The organism is Nocardiopsis sp. NPDC055879 (genome assembly GCF_053615935.1).
On sequence record NZ_JBSHCT010000007.1, the window covers coordinates 44,191 to 66,342 of the forward strand.

Annotated in this window: 20 protein-coding genes; 13 read left to right on the top strand and 7 right to left on the bottom strand. The window is 68.8% G+C overall.

The features are described from left to right. Nucleotide 1 precedes the first annotated feature (1 nt). Both ACWGKS_RS09835 and ACWGKS_RS09840 read left to right on the top strand, forming a co-directional pair. Complete coding sequence (locus tag ACWGKS_RS09835) at nt 2–910, top strand: ABC transporter ATP-binding protein (protein WP_358503119.1); 909 nt, start codon at nt 2–4, stop codon at nt 908–910. Next, nucleotides 907–2,505, top strand: coding sequence for an ABC transporter permease (locus ACWGKS_RS09840; RefSeq protein ID WP_358503121.1), 1,599 nt, complete (start codon nt 907–909; stop codon nt 2,503–2,505). The genes ACWGKS_RS09835 and ACWGKS_RS09840 overlap by 4 nt, the downstream gene beginning before the upstream one ends. 29 nt (nt 2,506–2,534) lie before the next feature. Here the strand turns inward: ACWGKS_RS09840 and ACWGKS_RS09845 are convergent, their stop codons facing one another. Together ACWGKS_RS09845 and ACWGKS_RS09850 are read right to left on the bottom strand one after the other, a co-directional pair. Further along, nucleotides 2,535–2,861, bottom strand: coding sequence for a transcriptional regulator (locus ACWGKS_RS09845; protein WP_358503124.1), 327 nt, complete (start codon nt 2,859–2,861; stop codon nt 2,535–2,537). A gap of 2 nt (nt 2,862–2,863) precedes the next feature. After that, on the bottom strand, nt 2,864–3,487 hold the full coding sequence (locus ACWGKS_RS09850; protein ID WP_358503127.1) for a hypothetical protein: 624 nt from the start codon (nt 3,485–3,487) through the stop codon (nt 2,864–2,866). Between the two features lie 197 nt (nt 3,488–3,684). Here ACWGKS_RS09850 and ACWGKS_RS09855 point away from each other — a divergent pair, with 197 nt between their 5' ends. Then, complete coding sequence (locus tag ACWGKS_RS09855; protein ID WP_452455362.1) at nt 3,685–4,485, top strand: alpha/beta hydrolase; 801 nt, start codon at nt 3,685–3,687, stop codon at nt 4,483–4,485. Between the two features lie 19 nt (nt 4,486–4,504). On the opposite strand, the gene ACWGKS_RS09860 is transcribed toward ACWGKS_RS09855, so the two are convergent. Both ACWGKS_RS09860 and rlmN read right to left on the bottom strand, forming a co-directional pair. Continuing rightward, nucleotides 4,505–4,978, bottom strand: a complete 474-nt coding sequence (locus ACWGKS_RS09860; protein WP_358503129.1) for a hypothetical protein — start codon at nt 4,976–4,978, stop codon at nt 4,505–4,507. A gap of 7 nt (nt 4,979–4,985) precedes the next feature. Beyond that, nucleotides 4,986–6,083, bottom strand: a complete 1,098-nt coding sequence (gene rlmN / locus ACWGKS_RS09865) for a 23S rRNA (adenine(2503)-C(2))-methyltransferase RlmN (protein WP_358503132.1) — start codon at nt 6,081–6,083, stop codon at nt 4,986–4,988. A gap of 222 nt (nt 6,084–6,305) precedes the next feature. Here rlmN and ACWGKS_RS09870 point away from each other — a divergent pair, with 222 nt between their 5' ends. Next, entirely contained in the window at nt 6,306–7,391 is a 1,086-nt protein-coding gene (locus ACWGKS_RS09870) for a suppressor of fused domain protein (protein WP_358503135.1), read from the top strand. 99 nt (nt 7,392–7,490) lie between these two features. After that, complete coding sequence (locus ACWGKS_RS09875) at nt 7,491–8,729, top strand: MFS transporter (protein WP_358503138.1); 1,239 nt, start codon at nt 7,491–7,493, stop codon at nt 8,727–8,729. Here the strand turns inward: ACWGKS_RS09875 and ACWGKS_RS09880 are convergent. Continuing rightward, nucleotides 8,712–9,113: a BlaI/MecI/CopY family transcriptional regulator gene (locus ACWGKS_RS09880; RefSeq protein ID WP_358503141.1), complete on the bottom strand. Its 402-nt coding sequence runs from the start codon at nt 9,111–9,113 to the stop codon at nt 8,712–8,714. The genes ACWGKS_RS09875 and ACWGKS_RS09880 overlap by 18 nt on opposite strands. A gap of 533 nt (nt 9,114–9,646) precedes the next feature. Here ACWGKS_RS09880 and ACWGKS_RS09885 point away from each other — a divergent pair. From ACWGKS_RS09885 to ACWGKS_RS09905, 5 genes are all read left to right on the top strand, one after another. Next, nucleotides 9,647–13,279 (top strand): multifunctional oxoglutarate decarboxylase/oxoglutarate dehydrogenase thiamine pyrophosphate-binding subunit/dihydrolipoyllysine-residue succinyltransferase subunit, encoded by a 3,633-nt coding sequence (locus ACWGKS_RS09885; RefSeq protein WP_358503144.1) that lies wholly within the window; start codon nt 9,647–9,649, stop codon nt 13,277–13,279. Between the two features lie 13 nt (nt 13,280–13,292). Further along, nucleotides 13,293–13,469, top strand: coding sequence for a DUF6104 family protein (locus ACWGKS_RS09890; RefSeq protein WP_190318387.1), 177 nt, complete (start codon nt 13,293–13,295; stop codon nt 13,467–13,469). Between the two features lie 229 nt (nt 13,470–13,698). After that, nucleotides 13,699–14,553 (top strand): DUF4097 family beta strand repeat-containing protein, encoded by an 855-nt coding sequence (locus ACWGKS_RS09895; RefSeq protein WP_358503147.1) that lies wholly within the window; start codon nt 13,699–13,701, stop codon nt 14,551–14,553. Then, nucleotides 14,550–15,554 carry a PadR family transcriptional regulator gene (locus ACWGKS_RS09900; protein WP_358503150.1) on the top strand — a complete coding sequence of 335 codons (1,005 nt, stop codon included), beginning with the start codon at nt 14,550–14,552 and terminating at the stop codon, nt 15,552–15,554. The genes ACWGKS_RS09895 and ACWGKS_RS09900 overlap by 4 nt, the downstream gene beginning before the upstream one ends. 88 nt (nt 15,555–15,642) lie before the next feature. Then, nucleotides 15,643–15,822: a hypothetical protein gene (locus ACWGKS_RS09905; protein ID WP_358503153.1), complete on the top strand. Its 180-nt coding sequence runs from the start codon at nt 15,643–15,645 to the stop codon at nt 15,820–15,822. A 21-nt stretch (nt 15,823–15,843) separates the two neighbouring features. Here ACWGKS_RS09905 and ACWGKS_RS09910 read toward each other — a convergent pair whose 3' ends face one another. Next, nucleotides 15,844–17,382: a serine hydrolase domain-containing protein gene (locus ACWGKS_RS09910; RefSeq protein ID WP_358503156.1), complete on the bottom strand. Its 1,539-nt coding sequence runs from the start codon at nt 17,380–17,382 to the stop codon at nt 15,844–15,846. Nucleotides 17,383–17,586: 204 nt separating this feature from the next. Further along, nucleotides 17,587–18,780: an NAD(P)-dependent malic enzyme gene (locus ACWGKS_RS09915; protein ID WP_358503159.1), complete on the bottom strand. Its 1,194-nt coding sequence runs from the start codon at nt 18,778–18,780 to the stop codon at nt 17,587–17,589. A gap of 380 nt (nt 18,781–19,160) precedes the next feature. Here ACWGKS_RS09915 and ACWGKS_RS09920 point away from each other — a divergent pair, with 380 nt between their 5' ends. From ACWGKS_RS09920 to ACWGKS_RS09930, 3 genes are all read left to right on the top strand, one after another. Beyond that, a complete protein-coding gene (locus ACWGKS_RS09920; RefSeq protein WP_358503161.1) occupies nt 19,161–20,069 on the top strand; it encodes an ABC transporter substrate-binding protein in 909 nt (302 codons plus the stop codon). 147 nt (nt 20,070–20,216) lie between these two features. Beyond that, entirely contained in the window at nt 20,217–21,176 is a 960-nt protein-coding gene (locus tag ACWGKS_RS09925; protein ID WP_358503164.1) for an amino acid ABC transporter permease, read from the top strand. Continuing rightward, a complete protein-coding gene (locus tag ACWGKS_RS09930) occupies nt 21,176–22,003 on the top strand; it encodes an amino acid ABC transporter ATP-binding protein (protein WP_358503167.1) in 828 nt (275 codons plus the stop codon). Before ACWGKS_RS09925 ends, ACWGKS_RS09930 begins: the two co-directional genes overlap by 1 nt. The last annotated feature ends 149 nt before the right edge of the window (nt 22,004–22,152 follow it).

Genomic DNA, 22,152 nt, shown 5'->3' on the forward strand with positions numbered 1-22,152 from the left:
CATGTCACCACGGAACGCGATCGAGGTCGGCGGCCTCGACAAATCCTTCGGCCGATTCAAGGCCCTCGACGAACTGGACCTGACGGTCCGCACCGGAGAGGTCGCCGGGTTCCTGGGACCGAACGGATCCGGCAAGTCCACCACCATCCGGGTCCTGCTGGGGCTGCTGCGCGCCGACTCCGGCAGTGTGCGCCTACTCGGCGGAGACCCCTGGAAGGAGGCCGTCCACCTGCACCGGCGGCTGGCCTACGTCCCCGGTGACGTGTCGCTGTGGCCCAACCTGACCGGCGGCCAGGCCATCGACCTGTTGGGGCGACTGCGCGGCGGTCTCGACGCCCGACGCAAGCGGGAGTTCCTGGAACGCTTCGAACTGGACCCGACGAAGAAGGCGCGCACCTACTCCAAGGGCAACCGGCAGAAGGTGGCCCTGGTGGCGGCGCTGGCGTCCACCGCGGAACTGCTGGTCCTGGACGAGCCCACCTCGGGCCTGGACCCGCTCATGGAGGCGGTGTTCACCGAGTGCGTGCGGGAGGTCAAGGAGACCGGTCGCACGGTCCTGCTGTCCAGCCACATCCTCTCCGAGGTGGAGAAGCTCTGCGACACGGTCACCATCATCCGTGCCGGTCGCACCGTGGAGTCGGGGACCCTGTCCGAGCTGCGTCACCTGACCCGATCGACGGTGCGGGCCGAGGTGGACGGCGACGCGACCGCGCTCAAGGACCTGACCGGCGTGCACGACCTGGCCGTCGACGGCGCCGCGGTCTCCTTCGCGGTGGAGCACGCCCACATGAGTACGGTGCTCCACGAACTCACGGCACTGGGCGTGCGCTCCCTGGTGAGCAACCCGCCGTCACTGGAGGAACTGTTCCTGCGCCACTACGGCACCGGCGCCGAGGGGAAACGGTCATGAGCGCGTTCACCGGAACCGGCACGCTGATCCGGTTCACCCTGCTCCGTGACCGCCTGCGCATGGCGATCTGGGTCGTGGCCCTGGCCGGACTGACCGCCGCCAGTGTCCCCGCCCTCGACGACATCTTCTCCGACCAGGCCGAACGTCAGGCGCGGGCCGCCCTGATGGACTCGCCCACCGGGATCGTGTTCGGCGGCCCCGGGTACGGCCTCGACGACTACACGCTCGGCCCGATGCTGGTCAACGAGCTGACCATGAGCCTGCTCATCGCGTTGGCGGTGATGAGCGTGCTGCACGTGGTCCGACACACCCGGGCCGAGGAGGAGAGCGGGCGCGCGGAACTGTTGCGCGCCGGGGTCCTGGGGGCGAGCGCGCAGACCGCGGCGGCCCTGATCACCCTGGCCCTGACCAACCTGCTCATCGGCGGGCTGATCACGGCCACCATGGTGGTCTTCGACCTGCCCGCCGCGGACTCGACCGTCTACGGGCTGGGGTTGGCGCTGGCCGGGATCTCGTTCGGGGCGATCGCGGCGGTGTGCGCCCAGGTGTCCGAACACGGTCGTTCCGCCTCGGGGCTCGCCTTCCTGATCATCGGGGTGCTCTTCCTGTTCCGTGCGGTGGGCGACATGGCCGAGGAGGGCGGCAACGCCCTGTCCTGGCTGTCACCGTTCGCGTGGGTGCAACAGACCCGGCCCTTCGACGAACCGCGCTGGGAACCACTGGCCCTGTACGGGGCGTTCGTCCTGGTGCTGTTCGTGGTGACCTACGCGCTGGCCCGCCGCCGTGACGTGGGCGCCGGGCTGGTCGCCGCCCGACCCGGACCACCCGACGCCGGAAGACTGCTGCGCGGGGTACTCACACTGCACGCGAACCAACAGCGCGGGGCGATCGTCGCCTGGGTGGTGGCGGTGCTCGCCTTCGGATACGCGTTCGGAAGCCTGGTCACCGAGGTCGAGGGCATGCTGGACTCCGCGCCCGACCTAGCGGCCATCCTGGGTGGCGACACCGACGACCTGGTCGACGGGTTCCTCGGGATGATCGCCGCCTACGTGATCATGGCGGCCGCCGCGTACGGGGTGCTGTCGGTCTCGCGAGCCCGGACCGAGGAGAACGCCGGCCGCGCGGAACTGCTGTTGTCGACCGCGGTGGGCCGGGTGCACTGGTGCGGCGCGGCACTGGTCGTCGCGGTCGTGTCCACCGTGTTGATCACGCTGTCCGGTGGGCTGGGTCTGGGCCTGGGCGCGGCGGTGGCGTTGGAGGACGCCCAGTGGACGTGGCGGATGGTGGAGTCGATGCTCGCCCAACTGCCCGCCGCGCTGGTGTTCGGGGCGATCGCGGCCTTGCTGCTGGGAGTCGCTCCACGGTTGCTGCCGCTGGTCTGGCTGTGGTTCGGGTACAGCCTGGTGGCCACGATGCTGGGCGCACTGTTCGAGTTCCCGGAGGAGGCCATGAAGCTGAGCGCGTTCGAGATCCTGGCCAGGCCTCCGATGGAGGGGTTCGAGACGGCGCCGTACCTGCTCTACCTGGGCGCGGTGCTGGTGGCCGGGGCGGTGTCCCTGGCCGGGTTCCGCGACCGCGACCTGGTCACCGCCTGACGGGCCCCGGACCGGACCGCCTTCGGGGTTCACTCCCCGGGGGCGGTCCACTCGCGCGCGGCGTCGCGCAGGCGGGTCAGCCGTTCCCAGTGCTGGGCGACGGTGTCCCGCCCCATGGGGGTGAGACCGATGGTGGTGCGGGGGCGGCCACCGGTGCTCTTGGTGACGGTCACGATGCCGCCCTTCTCCAGCTTGGACAGATGGCTGGAGAGGTTGCCCTTGGACAGCCCGGTGATGCGTTGAAGGAAGAGGAAGTCCGCGCTCTCACAGGACAGCAGCGCGCTGGTGATCGCCAGCCGCGAGGGTTCGTGCACCAGGCGGTCGATCTCCGCCATGTCCTCGAAGGGCGTGCCCATGGTCAGTCCGTCCCGTTCTCGCTCACCGGGGTGAGGGTCCGCACCAGCGTACGGTGATCCAGCAGCCCGTTCACCACGAAGACGAGCCCCGCCACCAACGGAACCATCACCGGGTACTCCCATTCGACCGGGTGGACGCCCGAAGGCGCGAGCGCACCCAGCGGAAGCAGGGTGAACACCAGGATGGCCCCGGCTCCGACCAGGTAGTGCCACCGGGCGCGCGGATCGGAGCAACCGACCGCGACCAGGCAGACGCCGATGAAGACGCCGAACACCCACCCGCCCTGGACACCCAGCACGTTGGTCACGCTCATCAGGGCGACGTACCCGAGGAGCAACCCGAACGGCAACAGTAGGAGCCACAGGACGCGCTTCGTGGTCCAGAGGGCACGCACCTTCCCGTACCGGCGCCGGTAATAGCGCTGGACGACGATGAACAGGCCGGCGAGCAGGAGTATCCCGACCGGGAACAGCACCGACCACGGGCCGCCCCGAGAGAGCGGAACGAAGGCCATCCAGAGCCCGAACAGGCCCAGCAGGACCGTGTACAGCCCTTGGTAACCGCTGAAGTCGGAGGTGACCGCGCGGATCCTCTCCAGGCGATCGATGTCGTGAGGGGTGTTCATTCGAACCTCCGGTTTGTACCGCAAACCTTTCTTCGACCATACGCGCACAGGGTTCGGTTTGCAATGCAAACCTCAGGGATGTTCCGTCTGGCAACGGGTATCCCGCATGGCGAGGACCCCGTACTTCCCCGGAAGGAACCGCCGTGACCGGCACCGACGCCCCATCTCCCACACCTCGAAGGAGGCGCCTCTTGATCGTGGTCGCGGTGGTGGCCCTGGTACTCGTGGTCCTGGTGGGGCTCATGTGGGTGATGCAGCGCTCGGTGATCTACGTGCCCCTGATCGGCGAACCCCCCACCGCCTCGGAGGTGATCGAGGGCGCCGAGGACGTGCGGCTCGACACCGAGGCCGGCCTCGAACTCGGCGGCTGGTTCGTCCCGCCCCAAGGCGAGGATCGCGAGGCCGCCGTGTTGGTGACCAACGGCAACGCGGGCAACCGCGAGAGCCGGGCGCCCCTGGCCCGAGCGCTGTCGGCGGAAGGGTTCTCGGTACTGCTGTTCGACTACCGCGGCTACGGCGGCAACGAGGGCTCCCCCTCCGAGAAGGGACTGATCGCCGACGCCCGGGCCGCCGCCGACCACTTGGCCGAACGAGGATTCGCCGCCGAGCGCACTCTCTACTTCGGCGAGAGCCTGGGCGCGGCCGTGGCCACCGGCCTGGCCGTGGAACGCCCGCCCGCGGCGCTGTTCCTACGCTCGCCGTTCAGTTCCCTGGCCGACCTGGGCGCCCACCACTACCCGTTCCTGCCGGTGCGGCTGATGCTGTGGGACCGCTACCCGGTGGCGGAGCAGGTAGCGCGGGTGGAGGTCCCCACGAGCGTGGTGATCGGCGACGTCGACGCGATCGTCCCGGCCGAACAGAGCCACGCGGTCGCGGGGGCGAGCGCGAACCTGTTCGAGGAGAGGGTCCTGTCCGGGGCCGGCCACAACGACGCCGAGCTGATCCACGGCCCCGAGGTGATCGAGACGTTCGTCCGCCTCGCCGACCACGCGCTCTGAGCGGCCTCGGACCCGCGCATCAGCCCGGCAGGTGGCTCAGGGCCCAGGCGGGGGCCAGGACCACGATGAGGAAGCGGGCCAGGCGGGTGACGAAGGTGACCACGCAGAACAGGACGAGGTTCATTCGGACCACCCCGGCGAGCACCGAGACCACCATGAACGGCGGGACGCTCGCGAAGGAGCTCAGGGCCAGCAGTCCGGCGCCCCAGATCGGGCGGTCCTCGGCCTTGGTCCGCCAGCCGGCCATCCGCGTCGCCCATTTGCCCGGGGTCGCGGCCTTGCGTTTGAGCCAGGGCGCGGTGATCGTCCCCTTGCCCACGTAGTAGTAGGGGATCTTGCCGAGGGTCTGCCCCACCGCGGCGGCCACCGCCATCGCCACGAGGGCGCCGTCGTCCAAGGTGGCGACGGCGCCCAGCAGGTACACCTCGATGTTGAGGATCGGGACCAACCCGCCCGCCGTGGCGACCACGAAGGCCAGGAGGGTCTCGCCCATGTCGGCGTTACTTCTCGGCGGCGGCGAGCTGTCCGCAGGCGCCGTCGATCTCCTGGCCACGGGTGTCACGGACGGTGACGGACACCCCGTGCGATTCCAGGCGCCGCACGAACTCGCGCTCGTCCTCGGGGCGCGAGGCGGTCCACTTCGATCCCGGGGTGGGGTTGAGCGGGATGAGGTTGACGTGCACCAGGTGCCCCTTGAGGAGCTTGCCGAGCAGATCGGCCCGCCAGGCCTGGTCGTTGATGTCCTTGATCAGGGCGTACTCGATGGACACGCGACGGCCGGTGGTGCCGGCGTAGCGCCAGGCCGCGTCGAGGACCTCGCCGACCTTCCAGCGGGTGTTGATCGGCACGAGCTCGTCGCGCAGCTCGTCGTCGGGGGCGTGCAGGGAGATCGCGAGGCGCACCTGCATCTTCTCGTCGATGAGCTTGTTGATCGCCGGGACCAGGCCCACCGTGGAGACGGTCACGCCGCGCTGGGAGATACCCATGCCGTTCGGGACCGGGTCCGTGATCTGACGGACGGACTGGAGCACCCGCTTGTAGTTGGCCATGGGCTCGCCCATCCCCATGAACACGATGTTGCTGATCCGCCCCGGACCGCCGGCGACCTCACCGCGGGCCAGGTCACGGCCGCTCGCGATCACCTGCTCGACGATCTCGCCGGTGGACAGGTTGCGGGTCAGGCCCGCCTGTCCGGTGGCGCAGAAGGGGCAGTTCATGCCGCATCCGGCCTGGGAGGAGATGCACAGGGTGACACGGTCCGGGTAGCGCATCATGACCGACTCGAACATGACCCCGTCGAAGGCCTTCCACAGGGTCTTGCGGGTCATCCCCTTGTCCGCGGACAAGTGTCGGACCGGAGTGAGCAGCGTGGGCAGCAGCGCCTCGCCGAGCTTCTCTCTGGAGGCCTCGGGCAGGTCGGTCATGTTGGCGGTGTCCGACTCCAGGGCGCCGTAGTAGTGCTTGGCGATCTGCTTGGCCCGGAAGGGCTTCTCGCCCAGCTCCTTGACGACGTCCTGGCGCTCCTCCAGGGACAGGTCGGCCAGGTGCCGGGGCGGCTTGGCGCGGCGGGGTGCGACGAAAGTGAGCTCGGCGGGCATAAGTATCCGTAACGAGTGGAGTCGGTGGACTGCGCCCGGCGCGGAAAAGGTGTGGCGCCGCGGGTCGTTATACGACTTATACGCGGCTGCGGCATTGCTCCGCCTGTCAGGGCACTACCGTCGAGTCTACGCGCAGTGTGGACAGCCCGGACGGGTGCAGGCCCCTTCGGTGACCACGACAACACGACTACCCCCTGGGTCGACACACACGTGGGAGAGCCGGTGACCGAGATCGACGTCCTGCTCGACGAGATCAGCCCGTACCAGAGCCGCCGCGTCGTCGTCGAATGCGACTCCCACACCACCGCCGCGTACCTGCTGGACGCTCGCGAGCGCATCCGTGTCCCGGTGTGGCTGGCCAACCACGAGAGCGCGCCGACCGAGGCGCAGCCCGGTGACCTGTACCAGGGGCGGGCCCCGCTGATGCCGGAGGCCTACACCAAGCACCCCCAGGGCCGCCCCCGTTTCGACCCGGACTCCTTGCGAGCGGTCTGGTTCGAGGAGGGCGACGGCGTGGCCCTGCTCGACGAGGAGGGGCTGCTGGCGGTCATCCCCGGTTGGGCGGACGCCGACAGCGGACTGCCCGGGTACGCGCGTGAGGCCATCGGGCGCAGCGCGTACGCGTGGGAGCTCGACTCGGTCAAGCGCCGGCTGTGGCCGCGGGTAGTGCACGCCGAGGCCTACTGGGACTGGCGTCGGGCCTCCGGTGCCTGGCGGAGCGTGCAGCGCACGGTGCTCGGCCATCTGAACCGACGGGTGGGCGAGGCCGGCCACTACTGGGACGTCTCCGACGGGCACCCGCCGTTGCTGCGGCTGTCGGAGCGACCGCCGACGAAGGAACGGCCGTTCACGGTCCTGTCGACGGTCGGCATGTGCGGTCAGCGGATGCCGACCCTGGACCGGTACATGGCCGACACCTCCCACCACGCCCGGGTGGAGCTGGCGCTGGCCACGACGTTGCCGGCGCACCACGCGGCACGTGTCTTCCGGTGGATCGGGGCGTTCCCCTGGCGGGCGGTCACCTGGTTCGGCACCGGCCACACGGTCAAGTGGTTGGACAACCCCGAGGACCAGGCGATGCGTCGGGGCGCGGGCGCCGTGCTGCTGTTGGAGGACCCGACCCCCTTGGTCACCGACCCCGACCGCCGGCCACCGGACACCTCGGGGCTGAACTTCCAGGGTGACCCGGTGAAGTGGCTGTGGATCGTGCCGATCACCCGCCCCGAGCACCTGTTCGCCAAGGAACACGACAGCGCCACCCTGGTGGAGAAGCTCGCGGCCGAGGGTCGCAGCTGGGTCCTGGGCTGAGGGACCTCGCCCACGCGCGCTAAAACCGGTTGACCGGTTCTGCCCGTTCCACGAGCATTCCCCGGTCGGGACGGTTCGAGGCGGGAACGGGTACGAGGCATGGACCAGACGCGGAACACCGGTACGGGGCCTCGGGCGGGGATCACGGCGCCGCTGCGGCACCCGAACTTCCGCGCGCTGGCGTTGGGCCGGGTCCTGATGATGTTCGGCAACGGCATGGCGAACGTGGCGTTGGCCTTCGCCGTGCTGGACGTGACCGGATCGCTCGCCCAGGTGGGTCTGGTGGTGGGCGCCCGGTCGGTGGCGAACGTGTCCCTGCTGCTGTTGGGCGGGGTCATCGCCGACCGGCTGCCGCGCGCCCTGGTGCTGCGAGGGGCCTGTGTGCTCGCGGCGCTCTCCCAGGGACTCCTCGCACTGGCCTTGCTCACCGGGTCCGCGACGTTACCGCTGATGATCGTGTTGAGCCTGGTGAACGGGGCCGCGGCCGCCGCCAACCTACCCGCGGCCGCGGCGCTCACCCCGCAGACCGTGCCGCACACACTGCTGCGTCAGGCCAACGCGCTGGTCGGGATCGCCAAACAGCTGGGCATGTTCGCGGGGATGTCGGTGGGCGGCGTCGCCGTGGGTCTGCTGGGTCCGGGGTGGGCGATCGGTGTGGACGCCGTGATGTTCGCCGCGGCCGGGGTGGCCTTCCTGTTCCTGCGAGTGCCGTCGACGACGCCGGCGGAGCGCGGCAACGTGCTCCGCGACCTGCTGGAGGGCTGGAGCGAGTTCGTGACCAGGCCCTGGGTGTGGATCATCGTGTTGCAGTTCATGGTGGTCAACGCCGGTTGGTCGGCGACCACCTCGGTGCTGGGCCCGGGGATCGCCGACGAGACGTTCGGGCGGACCACGTGGGGGCTGGTGATGGCGGCCAACAGCGTGGGGCTGTTGGTGGGCGGCGTCCTGGCCGCGCGTTGGCAGCCGCGAAGAGCGCTGTTCTACGGAACCGCTCTGGTCACCGTGCAGACCCTGCCGTTCTTCGTGCTGGCCGATCCGTCACCGATCGTGCCGTTACTGTTCGCGGCGATGTTCGTGGGCGGGGTCGCCGTCGAGCAGTTCAGCGTGGCCTGGGAGGTGTCGGTACAGGAGAACATCCCGCCGGACCGGCTCTCGCGGGTGTACTCCTATGACGCGTTGGGGTCGTTCGTGGCCATGCCGGTGGGGCAGATCGCCATCGGGCCGCTCGCCGAGTCGATCGGCGCGGACCGGTCCCTGCTGATCGTCGCCGTGCTGACGATCATGGCGACGTCGGCGGCGGTCGCCGCGCCGAGTGTGCGTTCACTGCGCCGCCGGTGACCTGTAGGGCGAGGCGGAACCGGTGCGATGGTCGCGGACCTGCCGGAACGCGTGGTACAGCCGGGCCATGTCCTCGTCGCTGAAGCGTTCGACGAAGCGGAGCAGGGTGACACCGGAGTCGGGGCCGGTACTGAGGACCTCGCCCATGACGCGCGCCGTGTACTCGGCGTGGGTCTCCCTGGGCCGGTAGGTCCAGGCCCGCCCCGTCTTCTCCCGTTCCAGCAATCCCTTCTGGTGCAGGATGTTGGCGACGGTCATGACGGTCGTGTAGGCGAGGTCGCGGTCGTAGACCATGCTCGACCGGATGTCGCGGACCGGCAGTGGCCCCTCCGCGCGCCACAGGGCGGACATGATCGCCGCCTCCAGTTCCCCCAGGCCCCTCATGGGTTCCCCCTCGCCCCCGTTGTTCCCGTTGTACGTAGGCGCATCGTAGGCAGGGTGATGGCGACACCGAGGAGGAATCGGGGAGAGCGCGTAGATCCGTGCATCCAGGGCCGCCGGCACCTGCGTTTCACGGTCGGGAGCACCGCTTCCACCGTCGGCTCGCGGGTCCCCTCGGACGAGCCCATGGAAACGTGTGTCGTGTCACATTCCCATCGGCCAGAGGCGGTCATGGCGTCACGAACCGAAAACCCCCACGGACATGGACAAACAGGACACTGTGATCACACAAGGCAAGGCCACGACCACGGAAAGCCAAGGTTCGTGTGAAAGATTGTTAGCTATCTCCCAGTTTCAACAACCACAGTGTTCCCGGCCGGGAGGTCGGTACAAGTAGCCTTGTACGCGACGAGTGCCGGCCTGGTCAGACACTCCGCATGGGGGCGACCCCATGTTTCTTCGAGCCCGCCTTGCCGGCAGCCACCCGTCTTTCCTGAACATTCACAAGCGAGCAGCGGAAGTGGGCGATCTCCGCCGTGTCGTCTGAGGCGTCTCAACCCCTGACAGATTTCGGCCCGAACGAGTGGCTGGTCGAGGAGCTTTACCAGAAGTACCTCACCGACCCGAATTCGGTTGACAAGGCTTGGTGGAACTTCTTCGCGGACTACAAGCCCGCGGACTCGGGCGGCGGGAAGGGTGGGGCCACTGCGACCGCTAAGGCGCAGACCGAGAAGGCCCCCGCAGCCCCCGCTCCGAAGAAGAAGCCCACTCCGGCCGCACCCAAGAACACCGACAGCGACGATGGGCTCCAGGTCAAGGAGGAGCGGCTGCGTGGCGCGGCCGCCCGTACCGCGACCAACATGGACTCCAGCCTGACCATGCCCACCGCGACGAGTGTGCGCGCGGTGCCGGTCAAGCTGCTGTTCGACAACCGCATCGTCATCAACAACCATCTCCGACGCAGCCGCGGTGGGAAGATCTCCTTCACCCACCTCATCGGCTACGCCATGGTCAAGGCGCTTGAGTCGATGCCGGAGATGAACCACTCCTACACGGAGGTCGACGGTAAGCCCGGCGTCGCCAAGCCCGAACACGTGAACTTCGGTCTGGCGATCGACCTCCCCAAGCCCGACGGCTCACGTCAGCTGGTCGTGCCCTCCGTCAAGAAGTCCGAAGAGATGGACTTCGCCGAGTTCTGGAGCGGCTACGAGGACCTGGTCCGCAAGGCCCGCAACAACAAGCTGGCCGTCCCGGACTTCCAGGGCACCACGATCAGCCTGACCAACCCGGGCGGCATCGGCACCGTGCACTCCGTGCCGCGCCTGATGCCCGGTCAGGGCACCATCCTCGCGGTGGGTGCCATGGAGTACCCGGCCGAGTTCCAGGGCGCCTCCCAGGACACCCTGAGCGAGCTGGGCATCAGCAAGGTCATGACGATCACGTCGACCTACGACCACCGGATCATCCAGGGTGCCCAGTCGGGTGAGTTCCTGCGTCGGATCCACCAGCTACTGCTGGGCGAGAACGGTTTCTACGACGAGATCTTCAACGCCCTGCGGATCCCCTACGAGCCGGTCCGCTGGGTCCAGGACATCCACGTCAACCCGGCCACCCAGCTCGACAAGACCACCCGGGTCCAGGAGCTGATCCACGCCTACCGTGTGCGCGGCCACCTCATGGCCGACACCAACCCGCTCACCCACGAGCAGCGCAAGCACCCGGACCTGGACGTGCTCGAACACGGCCTGACGCTCTGGGACCTGGACCGCGAGTTCCCCACCGGGGGCTTCGGCGGCAAGCAGGTCATGAAGCTTCGCGACGTCCTGGGCGTGCTGCGCGACACCTACTGCCGCACGGTGGGTATCGAGTACATGCACATCCAGAGCCCGGAGGAGCGGGAGTGGATCCAGTCGCACGTCGAGCGCGAGCACGAGAAGCTCGACCGTGACGAGCAGCTGCACATCCTGCACAGGCTCAACAGCGCGGAGGCCTTCGAGACCTTCCTCCAGACCAAGTACGTGGGTCAGAAGCGCTTCTCCCTCGAAGGTGGAGAGTCGCTGATCCCGCTGCTGGACGGTGTGATCTCCAAGGCCGCCAAGGCCGAGCTGGACGAGGCCGTCATCGGTATGGCCCACCGCGGTCGCCTGAACGTGCTGGCCAACATCTGTGGCAAGTCCTACGGGCAGATCTTCGGTGAGTTCGAGGGCAACCTCGACCCGCGCAGCGCGCACGGCTCCGGTGACGTCAAGTACCACCTGGGCACCGAGGGGGTCTTCGAGACCCGCGAGGGCGACAAGATCCAGATCACGCTGGCCGCCAACCCGTCCCACCTGGAGACGGTCGACCCGGTCGCCGAGGGCATCGTCCGCGCCAAGCAGGACGTGCTCGACAAGGGCCCGCACGGCTTCACCGTGCTGCCCATCCTCATCCACGGTGACGCGGCGTTCGCCGGGCAGGGCGTGGTCGCCGAGACCCTCAACCTGTCCCAGCTGCGCGGTTACCGGACCGGCGGCACGGTGCACGTCATCGTGAACAACCAGGTGGGCTTCACCACCTCGCCGTCCGACAGCCGCTCCAGCGTGTACGCCACCGACGTCGCGCGCATGGTGCAGGCGCCGATCTTCCACGTCAACGGGGACGACCCCGAGGCCGTGGTCCGGGTCGCGAACCTGGCCTTCGCCTACCGTCAGGCGTTCAACAAGGACGTCGTGATCGACCTGGTCTGCTACCGGCGTCGTGGGCACAACGAGGGCGACAACCCCGCGTTCACCCAGCCGCTGATGTACGACGTCATCGACGCCAAGCGTTCCACCCGCAAGCTGTTCACCGAGTCCCTGATCGGTCGCGGTGACATCACGGTGGAAGAGGCGGAGTCGGCGCTTCGCGACTACCAGAGCGAACTCGAACGCGCCTTCACCGAGACCCGTGAGGTCGAGAAGAGGCCGATCGAGCCGGGCTCCGTGGTCAAGCCCGAGGTGTTCACCGAGTCCCGTCTGGACCACTCCAAGGTGGAGACGGCGATCTCCTCGGAGACCGTCAAGCGGGTCATCGACACCCAGGTGAACCTGCCCGAGGACTTCAAGCCGCACCCGCGTCTGGCCCCGCAGCTGTCCCGTCGCGCGACCATGGTCGAGAACGACGCGATCGACTGGGCCACCGGTGAGCTGCTGGCCTTCGGGTCGCTGCTGCTGGACGACCACCCGGTCCGTCTGGTCGGTCAGGACAGTCGCCGCGGCACCTTCGGTCAGCGTCACGCCACGTTGATGGACCGCGACACCGGCGAGACCCACACGCCGCTGAAGAGCTTCGACAACGGCACCACGAAGTTCCTCGCCTACGACTCGCTGCTGAGCGAGTACGCGGCGCTGGGCTTCGAGTACGGCTACTCGCTGACCCGTCCGGGCTCCCTGGTGATGTGGGAGGCGCAGTTCGGTGACTTCGTCAACGGCGCGCAGACCATCATCGACGAGTACATCAGCGCGGGCGAGCAGAAGTGGGGCCAGCGCTCCAGCGTCACCATGCTGCTGCCGCACGGCTACGAGGGCCAGGGCCCGGACCACTCCTCGGCCCGCATCGAGCGGTTCCTCCAGTCGTGCGCGCAGGAGAACATGACCGTCGCGATGCCGAGCACCCCGGCGAGCTACTTCCACCTGCTGCGTTGGCAGGCCAAGTCGCCGCTGGAGCGCCCGCTCGTGGTGTTCACGCCCAAGTCGCTGCTGCGTCTGAAGACCGCGACCTCGGCCGCCCAGGACTTCACCTCGGGCTCCTTCCAGCCGCTGATCGGGGACGACTCGATCGCGCCGGAGAAGGTCCGTCGTGTGGTCATCTGCTCCGGCAAGATCTACTACGACCTGGACGCGGCTCGCCGCAAGAGCGGGGACAAGCACACCGCGATCATCCGCGCGGAGCGGCTGTACCCGCTGCCGATCGAGGAGATCCGCGAGCAGCTCAAGGCCTACCCGAACTCGGGCGAGGTCCTGTGGGTCCAGGAGGAGCCGGCGAACATGGGCCCGTGGCCCTTCGTCGCGCTGGTCTTCTCCGAGCAGCTCGACCGCCCGTTCACCCGGATCTCGCGTCCGGCCTCCTCCGCGCCCGCGGCCGGTTCGGCCAAGCGTCACGAGGCCGAGCAGCGTGCCCTGGTGGACACGGTCTTCCCACCCGCGGAATAGCGACGGAAGAACCATGTACTTCACCGATCGAGGAATCGAGGAGTTGGAGAACCGCCGCGGCGACGAGGAGGTCAGCTTCGCCTGGCTCGCCGAGCAGCTGCGGGTGTTCACCGACGTCAACCCCGAGTTCGAGACGCCCGTCGAACGGCTGGCCACCTGGTTGGCCCGGCTGGACGACGAGGAGGAGTAGCGACGAGGCATCGCGCTGAGCGATGTACCGGCCGAGGGGCCCGGGTCCACGTGGACCCGGGCCCCTCGCTTGTGTCCGGGGTCGATCCGGTGGGTGGGCCCGCGCACGCCGGGCTCGGGGTCGTCCCCGAGGTTCCCCCGATTCGACCCCCGAAATCCACGACATATCTTGAGTTCGCCGAAGACGCGACATATCGTGAAGACATCGAGAGCGAACGGAAGGGTTCACGATGGCAAGTTGGACCATCGACAGTCCGATGACGCACACCTTGGACGGCATCGTCGCCCTGAAGGTGCGAATCGTCGGCGGACAGGTCAACATCATTCCCACCGACGACCCGGTGACCTTCGAGATCACCGACATCGAGGGCGAGCCCCTGGAGGTCACCCAGGAAGCCGGGATCCTCACCATCCACTACCGGGACCTGACCGGTCAGGGGTTCCTCGACCGGCTCAAGCCCCTCCAGCTGACCGGCTACAAGAACATGCACTCGCGTCGGGTCACCGTGAACCTGAGGGTCCCCCGGGACTGCCCGGTGGAGGTGTCCACGGCCACCGCGCCCGTGGTGGCGGCCGGGCTCAGCGCCCGCACCAAGATCAGGACCGCCACCGGCGAGATCACCCTGGACGAGGTCTCGGGTGAGACCGACCTGAACACCGCCGACGGCAGCGCCTCGGTACGCGGGCCGGGCGGCACCCTGGGCTTCAACAGCGCCACCGGGCAGTTGGCCGTGGCCGGCGGCCGCCTCTCCGGGCTGCGGGCCAAGACCGTCTCCGGATCGGTCCTGGTCGACACCGACCTCTCGGCCTCGGCTCGTGTGCGGGTGACGACCGTGTCCGGCGAGGTGGCCCTGCGGGTCCCCGCGGAGAGCTCCGCCAACGTCGAGTTGCGCACCATGACCGGTGGGGTCGACTCCGACTTCGGATTGGACCGCAACACCGCGCCGGCCCGCAACACCCTGAGCGGGAAGATCGGCATGGGTGTGGACCCCGCCGCCATCAGTGTCAACACCGTGTCCGGTCGAACCGCGCTGCTGCGTCGTGCGCCCGAGGCTCCGGCCGCGATCCCAGAGGGGGCCTCATGAGCACCATCTTCGGCCACGGCAGACTGCGCCTGTACCTGCTCAAGCTGCTCGACGAGAGCCCGCGCCACGGCTACGAGATCATCAGCCTGCTGCGCGACCGTTTCCTTGGCGTGTACTCGCCCTCTCCCGGCACCATCTACCCTCGGCTCGCCCGGTTGGAGGAGGAGGGTCTGGTCACCCACACCGAGGAGGGCGGCCGCAAGGTGTACAGCCTCACCGACAAGGGACGTGAGGAGCTGCGCGCCCGCGAGAGCGACCTGGACGACCTGGAGCGGGAGATCACCGACTCGGTGCGCGACATCGCCCGCGCGGTCAAGCAGGACGTGCGCGCCACCATCAGCTCCCTGCGCGACGAACTGAAGTTCACCGCGGGCGGCACCCGCCGTGAGGGGGCCGAACGCGCCGAGGGGACCAAGGCCCCCGAGGACGAGGAGGACCAGGACCGTCGCGAGCGGGACCGCGCCCGGGACTGTGGGGACGGCGGAATGTGGGCCCGTGAGTGGGATCGGTTCGCCCAGGGCTTCGGCGGGGCGTTCGGTGCCGCCTGGGGTCGCACCGACTCCGAACGTCGTGGTGAGGGCTCGGGGGAAGGGTCCGAACACGACGACGCCCGGCGTGACGAGGCGGGGCGTAAGGAGACCGGGCACGAGGGGTCCGAGTTCGAACACGCCCTGAAGGACTTCTCCGTGCGCGTTCGGGACATGCTCCGGGGCGCCGGTCAGGTCGGCGGGTCCGCCGCGAACGACCTGCGACGCATCCTCGACGACACGGTCGAGGTGATCCGCCGCGACCTGGGCCGGTGGGGGCCGGCCGAGGGGGAACGCGAGGGGTCCGAACCGACGTCGGACAAGGGTGGGGAGTCCACCGAGGGACCCACCGGCCAAGGGTCCGAACCGGGGGACGCGGGCCCCTCGGAGGAGCCGAAGGCTCGACCGATGCCGCCCTCGGGCGGTGATTCCTGGTCCACCGCCACCGGCGAGGACCAGGAACGGCGCGACTGAGTCGACGCCGGAGGAGGCCCGGGAGACCACACGGGGGCGTGGTCTCCCGGGCCCCTCGTCGAATCATCCGATCCAGAAGGAAGAAGCGGTGCTGGTTCCGTACACGATCGAGCAGGACGCGGACGGCGTGTGGAGTGCCCACGCTCGTCTGCCTTCGGGGGCGGCCACTCGTGGCGAGGGTGACACCCCGGACGCCGCCCTGGCCGACCTGCGCCGGGCGTTCGACCTCCTGAAGGAGGAGTTCGACTCACCCGCGGAGCTGATGTGATCGTCCCGACGGCGCACGGTGTCAGAGCGTGGCCAGACCCACCAGGAGCGCCAGGCCGGCGAAGGCGACGAGGCCGGTCAGCGCCCATCTGGGCCAGGGCAGGCCACCCCTGGTGGTGGGCAGGTCCGACCATCTTCGGGCCCCGACCACGGCCGCGGCCACGGTCAGGAACACCCCGGCCGCCCACGCCCACGGGGAGACCAGGTGCCAGAAACCGGCGAGGTGGACGTACCCGAGCAGCGCGACCGTGAGCGTCCCGTAGGCGACCAGGCCCACCCGGTCCGTGGGTCGACGCGTCATCCGCCAGGGGCGGCGCCGGGCGGCGAAGCCCAGGAACAGGGCCCCGGGCAGCAGTGCCAGGATCGCCGTCACGGTGGCGTACAACCGCTCCCCCGCCACGTTGTCCGGACTGGGTTCGTCGACCCCGAGCAGTCGGATGCCGATGTCCTCGCTGTACCGGTGCGTGTTCGACAGGACCACGGCTCCCCGGTCACCGGAGTAGCCGATCCAGGCGGTGTGGCCGTTGGTGGTGGCGTTCCCTCCGTGCGCGGTGATCTCCCGACCGCCGAGGGTCTCCACGTACCAGCCCAGTCCCTGTTCCCGGCGGGCCACGTCGCCCGCGGCCACGGGTTCGGCCGCGCCGGCTCCCGGCGCCGAGTCGTCCATCATCGCCGCGAGGAGCAGCCCGAGGTCACCCGCCGTCGTGGTCACCCCACCCGAGGGACCGGACGCGACCGTGCGGTCCAGTTCGATGGGCCACCCACGGTCGGCGTCGTGCACGACGGGGTCGGAACCGGCCTGGTCGGACCACACTCGGGTGTGCTCCATGCCCAGGGGTTCCAGGAGGCGTTCGCGGACCAGGGCGGCGTAGTCGATCCCGGCGCGGGCCGCCAGCGCGTGCCCCAATAGACCGAAGCCGGTGTTGGAGTAGACGTTGCTTCCCCGTAGTTCGGGGTCGACGCGGGCCTGCGCGGCCACCTCCGCGAGGAAGTCGTCGACCGAACCCGCCGGGTCGGGGTGGCGTTTGGCGACGAACTGCCAGAGGGTCTGGGGCAGGGTCGTCTCCTCACGTGACAGCCCCGAGGTGTGGGTGGCCAGTTCCTCGACGGTGATGTCGGCGATGGCGGGATCGGCCGGGTCCAGTTCCGGCAGCAGTTCCCCCACCCTGGTGTCCAGATCGAGTTCGCCCTGGTCGATCATGTCGGCGAGCAGCATCCCGGGCAGCACCTTGGCCACCGACGCGGACCCGAAGGGGGTGTCCTCGTCCACCTGTTCTCCCTCGTCGCCGACCGAGCCCAGCCCCGCCGAGCGGACGTGGTACCCGCCCTCGGGGTCGGGTTCGACGAGGGCCACGGACAGCCCGTGGTAGCCGGTGGTGTCGCCGATCCCCTCCCGGACCGACGCCGCGACCTCACGGTCGCCCTCGACCCGGTCGTCGAGTTCGTAGGGCCGCGGGATCAGGGTCACCGCTCCAACGGCGGCGATCACCACGGCCAGGGCCATCGCGATCCGTCCACCGGTTCTTCGGGGCTCGCGCGTGGTCGGGGAGGTCGGTTCCATGAGGGGTGTCCCAGGGGTCTGAGGCCGTTCGAACGGCGTGGTTCCAGTCCTCGAAAACCTACGAGTGCGCCCCGTCACGGCGCACTACGCCGGTCCCCCCGAACCGGGGTGTCCGTACTCCCCCCTGGGTGGTGGCCTCGACCCCACCCCGGCACGAAAAAGGGCCCGAGCGATCGAGACGATCGCACGGGCCCTGGAACTCCATCAACGGCGGGCGACGCCGTCCGCACGGGCCTGAGCGGCGACCGCGGCGGAGACCGCCGGGACCACGCGCTCGTCGAACGTGCTGGGGATGACGTAGTCGGCGCTCAGGTCGTCACCGACGAGGTCGGCGATGGCCTTGGCGGCGGCCAGCTTCATGTTCTCGGTGATGTCGCGGGCCTGGACGTCGAGGGCGCCCCGGAACACGCCGGGGAAGGCCAGGACGTTGTTGATCTGGTTCGGGAAGTCGCTGCGCCCGGTGGCGACGACGCTCGCGTGCTTGCGGGCCACGTCCGGGTGGATCTCCGGGTTGGGGTTGGCCATGGCGAAGACGATGGCGTCGTCGGCCATGGTGGCCACGACCGACTCGGGGACCTCACCGGCGGACAGGCCGACGAACACGTCGGCGCCCTCCAGCGCGCTCTCGATGGAGCCCTTCAGACCGGCCTTGTTGCTGATGGCGGCCAGTTCCCGCTTGACCGAGGTCAGGCTCTCCCGGCCTTCGTGGATCATGCCCTTGGAGTCGGCGACGGCGATGTCGCCGATGCCTCCGTCGACGAGCATCTTGGTGACGGCGACGCCGGCGGCGCCCGCACCGGAGACGACGACCCGCAGGTCGGCCAGGGTACGGCCGGTGAGGCGGGCCGCGTTGTGCAGCGCGGCGACGGTCACGATGGCGGTACCGTGCTGGTCGTCGTGGAAGACCGGGATGTCCAGGCGCTCACGCAGCTTGTCCTCGATCTCGAAGCAGCGCGGAGCGGAGATGTCCTCCAGGTTGACGCCACCGAAGGACGGTGACATGCGCACGACGGTCTCGACGATCTCGTCGACGCCGGTGCAGTTGAGGGCGATCGGCACGGAGTCGACGTCGCCGAACTGCTTGAACAGCAGCGACTTGCCCTCCATGACCGGCAGCGAGGCCTCCGGCCCGATGTTGCCCAGGCCCAGGACCGCGGTGCCGTCGGTGACGACGGCGACCAGGTTGCTCTTCCAGGTGTAGGTCTCGACCAACTCGGCGTTCTCGGCGATCGCGTCGCAGACGCGGGCGACACCCGGTGTGTAGGCCAGGGAGAGTCCCTCGTGGTCGCTGACGTCCACGGAGGAGGTGACATGGAGCTTGCCACCGCGATGCATGGCGAAGGCCGGATCCTTGTCCAGCTCGGACGTGTCCTGGGTACGCGAAGTAAAGGTGGTCACTACTCAAACCCCTCGGTCTGCTTCTACGTCCGCGTCGGCCATGACGAGGACGATGGTCGACGGATCGCGCGCGAAGACGTAAGGGTGCTAGGGGAACCCTCCACGGCGCCGGTCGGCCATGACCGGTGGTGTTCGCCGGAAGGGACAGTCTTCGCCGGACTCTTATACGAGTACAGCGCGTCCGCATCTCACGGGGATGACCCGTTACGCAATCCTCTCACAACGGTGACCGCGGGAAAATCGCGGGGCGTCAGGATGGAGTGCTACCGACTTAAAGCACTATGCAGCATAATGTCCGTGTTGTCGTTCCAGGCCTGCGGAACGGATCCGCGAACAGGCCTCCGAGCAGGCATGATTCGTGCCCTTGAAGGAGACCTCACATGCCCCTGCGCAAGTCCCTCCCCTACTTCACCGCCCTCGCCGCAGTGGGTGTCCTGACCCTTTCCGCGTGTGGCGATGGTGACGGCGCCGAGGACGAAGCCGCCCCCGAAGCGCCGGAGGTCTCCGTCGACGAGGAACTCGCCGCGTTGCTCCCCGACGACATCGCCGAGGCCGGCGTCGTCAGCATCGGTGTCGAAGCCGAGTACGCGCCCGGCGAGTACCTGGACGAGGACGGCGAGACCGTCCTCGGCTTCAACGTGGACCTGGTGACGGCCGCCCTGAACAAGCTCGGCCTCGAAGTCGAGTGGGTCCCCGCCAACTTCGACTCCATCATCATCGGCGTCGACAGCGGCAACTACGACCTCGGCGCCTCCTCCTTCACCATCACGGAGGAGCGCATGGAGGCCGTCAACATGGTGAGCTACTTCTCCTCCGGGACGCAGTGGTTCGGCCTCGCCGGGAACCCCGAAGGGGTCGACCCCGACAACGCCTGCGGTATGCGCATCGCCGTGCAGACCGGCACCACGCACGACACCGACATCGAGGCCCGTAGCGACGCCTGCGTCGAGGCGGGCGAAGAGGCCATCACCATCGAGAAGTTCCAGAACCAGCCGCTGGCGACCTCCAGCGTGGTCTCCGGACTCAACGACGCGTCCCTGGCCGACCTGCCCACCTCCCTGTTCGCCCTGCAGGAGACCGGCGACCAGCTCGAATTCATCGACGAGCAGTACTCGGCCGCGCCCTACGGCGTCATCACCCCCAAGGACGACACCGAGATGGCCGATGCCCTGGCCGCCGGGTTCAACTCCATCATCGAGGACGGCACCTACGGGAACGTCCTGGAGGAGTGGGGCATCGAGGTCGGTGCCGTCGAGACCTCCGAGGTCAACCCCTCCGTCGACGAATAGCCCCACCGGGTCCCCCAGCGTCGCACCACCGCACGCCGAGCTCACCAGGGCCGGCGTGCGGCCGTTTCATCAGAACGTGTCCGGGCGCCCGTTCCGGTCACGACGACCGCCCGCCCTGTTCGCCCGCCACTAGCGAAAGTCTGATCCGTGACGTCACCGAGTGCATCGGCGGACGATCCGGGGTCGAAGGAACCGACCCCGGGCCGACCGGCCGACCCGATCTCCGCAGTCCCCGTCCGCTACCCGGAACGTTGGGTCGCCGCCGGGGTCGTGCTGGTCCTCGCCGCGATGTTCGTGAACATGCTGATCACGAACCCCGCGTTCAACTGGCCGTTCATGTTCGAGCACATGTTCTCGGACCCGGTCGTGAACGGTGTCTGGGTGACCCTCAGCGCCACCATCCTGTCCATGGTCATCGGCATCCTGCTGGGCGTCGTGCTGGCGGTGATGCGTCTGTCCGGGAACCCGGTCCTGGTGTCGGTCGCCTGGCTGTACACCTGGTTCTTCCGCGGTGTGCCCCGGTTGGTCCTGGCCGTGCTCTTCGGCAACATCGCCATCCTGTACTCGACCATCCACGTCGGGCTCCCCTTCGACAACTACTGGATGCCCATGCTGGGCCTGGAGGGCGACGCCCGGTTCTTCGAGATCGACGTCCGCACCCTCCTGAGCGGCTACATGGCCGGTCTGCTCGCCCTGGCGCTGTCCGAGGGCGCCTACATGGCCGAGATCATCCGCGCCGGCCTGCAGTCGGTGAACAAGGGCCAGACCGAGGCCGCCCAGGCCCTCGGTATGGGCCGAAGCAAGATCATGCGGCGCATCACGCTGCCGCAGGCGATGCGGGTGGTCATCCCGCCCACGGGCAACGAGACCATCGCCATGCTCAAGGACACCGCCCTGTTGGCGTACGTGCCGGTGACCATCGAGCTCTTCTACCAGCTCCAGGCCATCGGAACCCGCACCTACCAGATCTTCCCGATGCTGGTGGCGGCCTGCCTGTGGTACCTGGCGATCACCAGCGTCCTCATGGTCGGCCAGTACTTCATCGAGCGCAGGTTCAGCCGCAGTGAGCGCGGCGTCGAGAACCACATCGTCGGAGGGAGGCACTGATGGCCGAGGAGAACCGCATGCCCGCTGACGACGTGGCCGTAGAGACCGCCGACGCACCACCCTCCGACGCGCTCGTCGTCGCCGAGGACGTGCGCAAGAGCTTCGGTCGCCTGGAGGTCCTCAAGGGCATCGACCTGGAGGTCCGACGTGGCGAGGTGATGTGCGTGGTCGGCCCCTCGGGGTCGGGCAAGTCCACCTTCCTGCGCTGCGTCAACCACCTGGAGAAGCTCACCGCCGGCCGTCTGTGGGTCAATGGTGAGCTGATGGGATACCGGCAAAGGCGCGGGCGCCTCTACGAGCTGCGGGACAGCGAGATCGCGGCCCAGCGCAGCGACATCGGGATGGTCTTCCAGCGGTTCAACCTGTTCCCGCACCTGACCGTGCTCGGCAACGTCATCGAGGCGCCGACGCAGGTCAAGCGCACCCCGAAGGCCCAGGCCACCGAGCGGGCCATGGAACTGTTGGAGCGGGTGGGTCTGCCGGACAAGGCCAACGCCTACCCCGAACAGCTCTCCGGTGGCCAGCAGCAGCGTGTGGCGATCGCCCGCGCGCTGGCCATGGAACCGTCGTTGATGCTCTTCGACGAGCCCACCAGCGCGCTGGACCCGGAGCTGGTCGGCGAGGTCCTGGACGTCATGCGCGACCTGGCCAGGGGTGGCATGACCATGGTGGTCGTCACGCACGAGATGGGCTTCGCCCGCGAGGTGGGCGACTCGCTGGTCTTCATGGACGACGGCGCCGTGGTGGAGACGGGGACGCCCGCCGAGGTGCTCTCGAACCCACAACACGAACGCACCCGCGCGTTCCTGTCCAAGGTGATCCAGTAATCCACCCGCGGGGTCCGTACACCAGTGGTGTGCGGGCCCCGCGGCCCTTACCTCATCGAATCGGTTCCACACGCCCACGGCCGGAACCGGACCGTATCCACCCGAAACCGCACGTGGGTTCGGGGTGATCGGGAAACACCCCGCCTCAC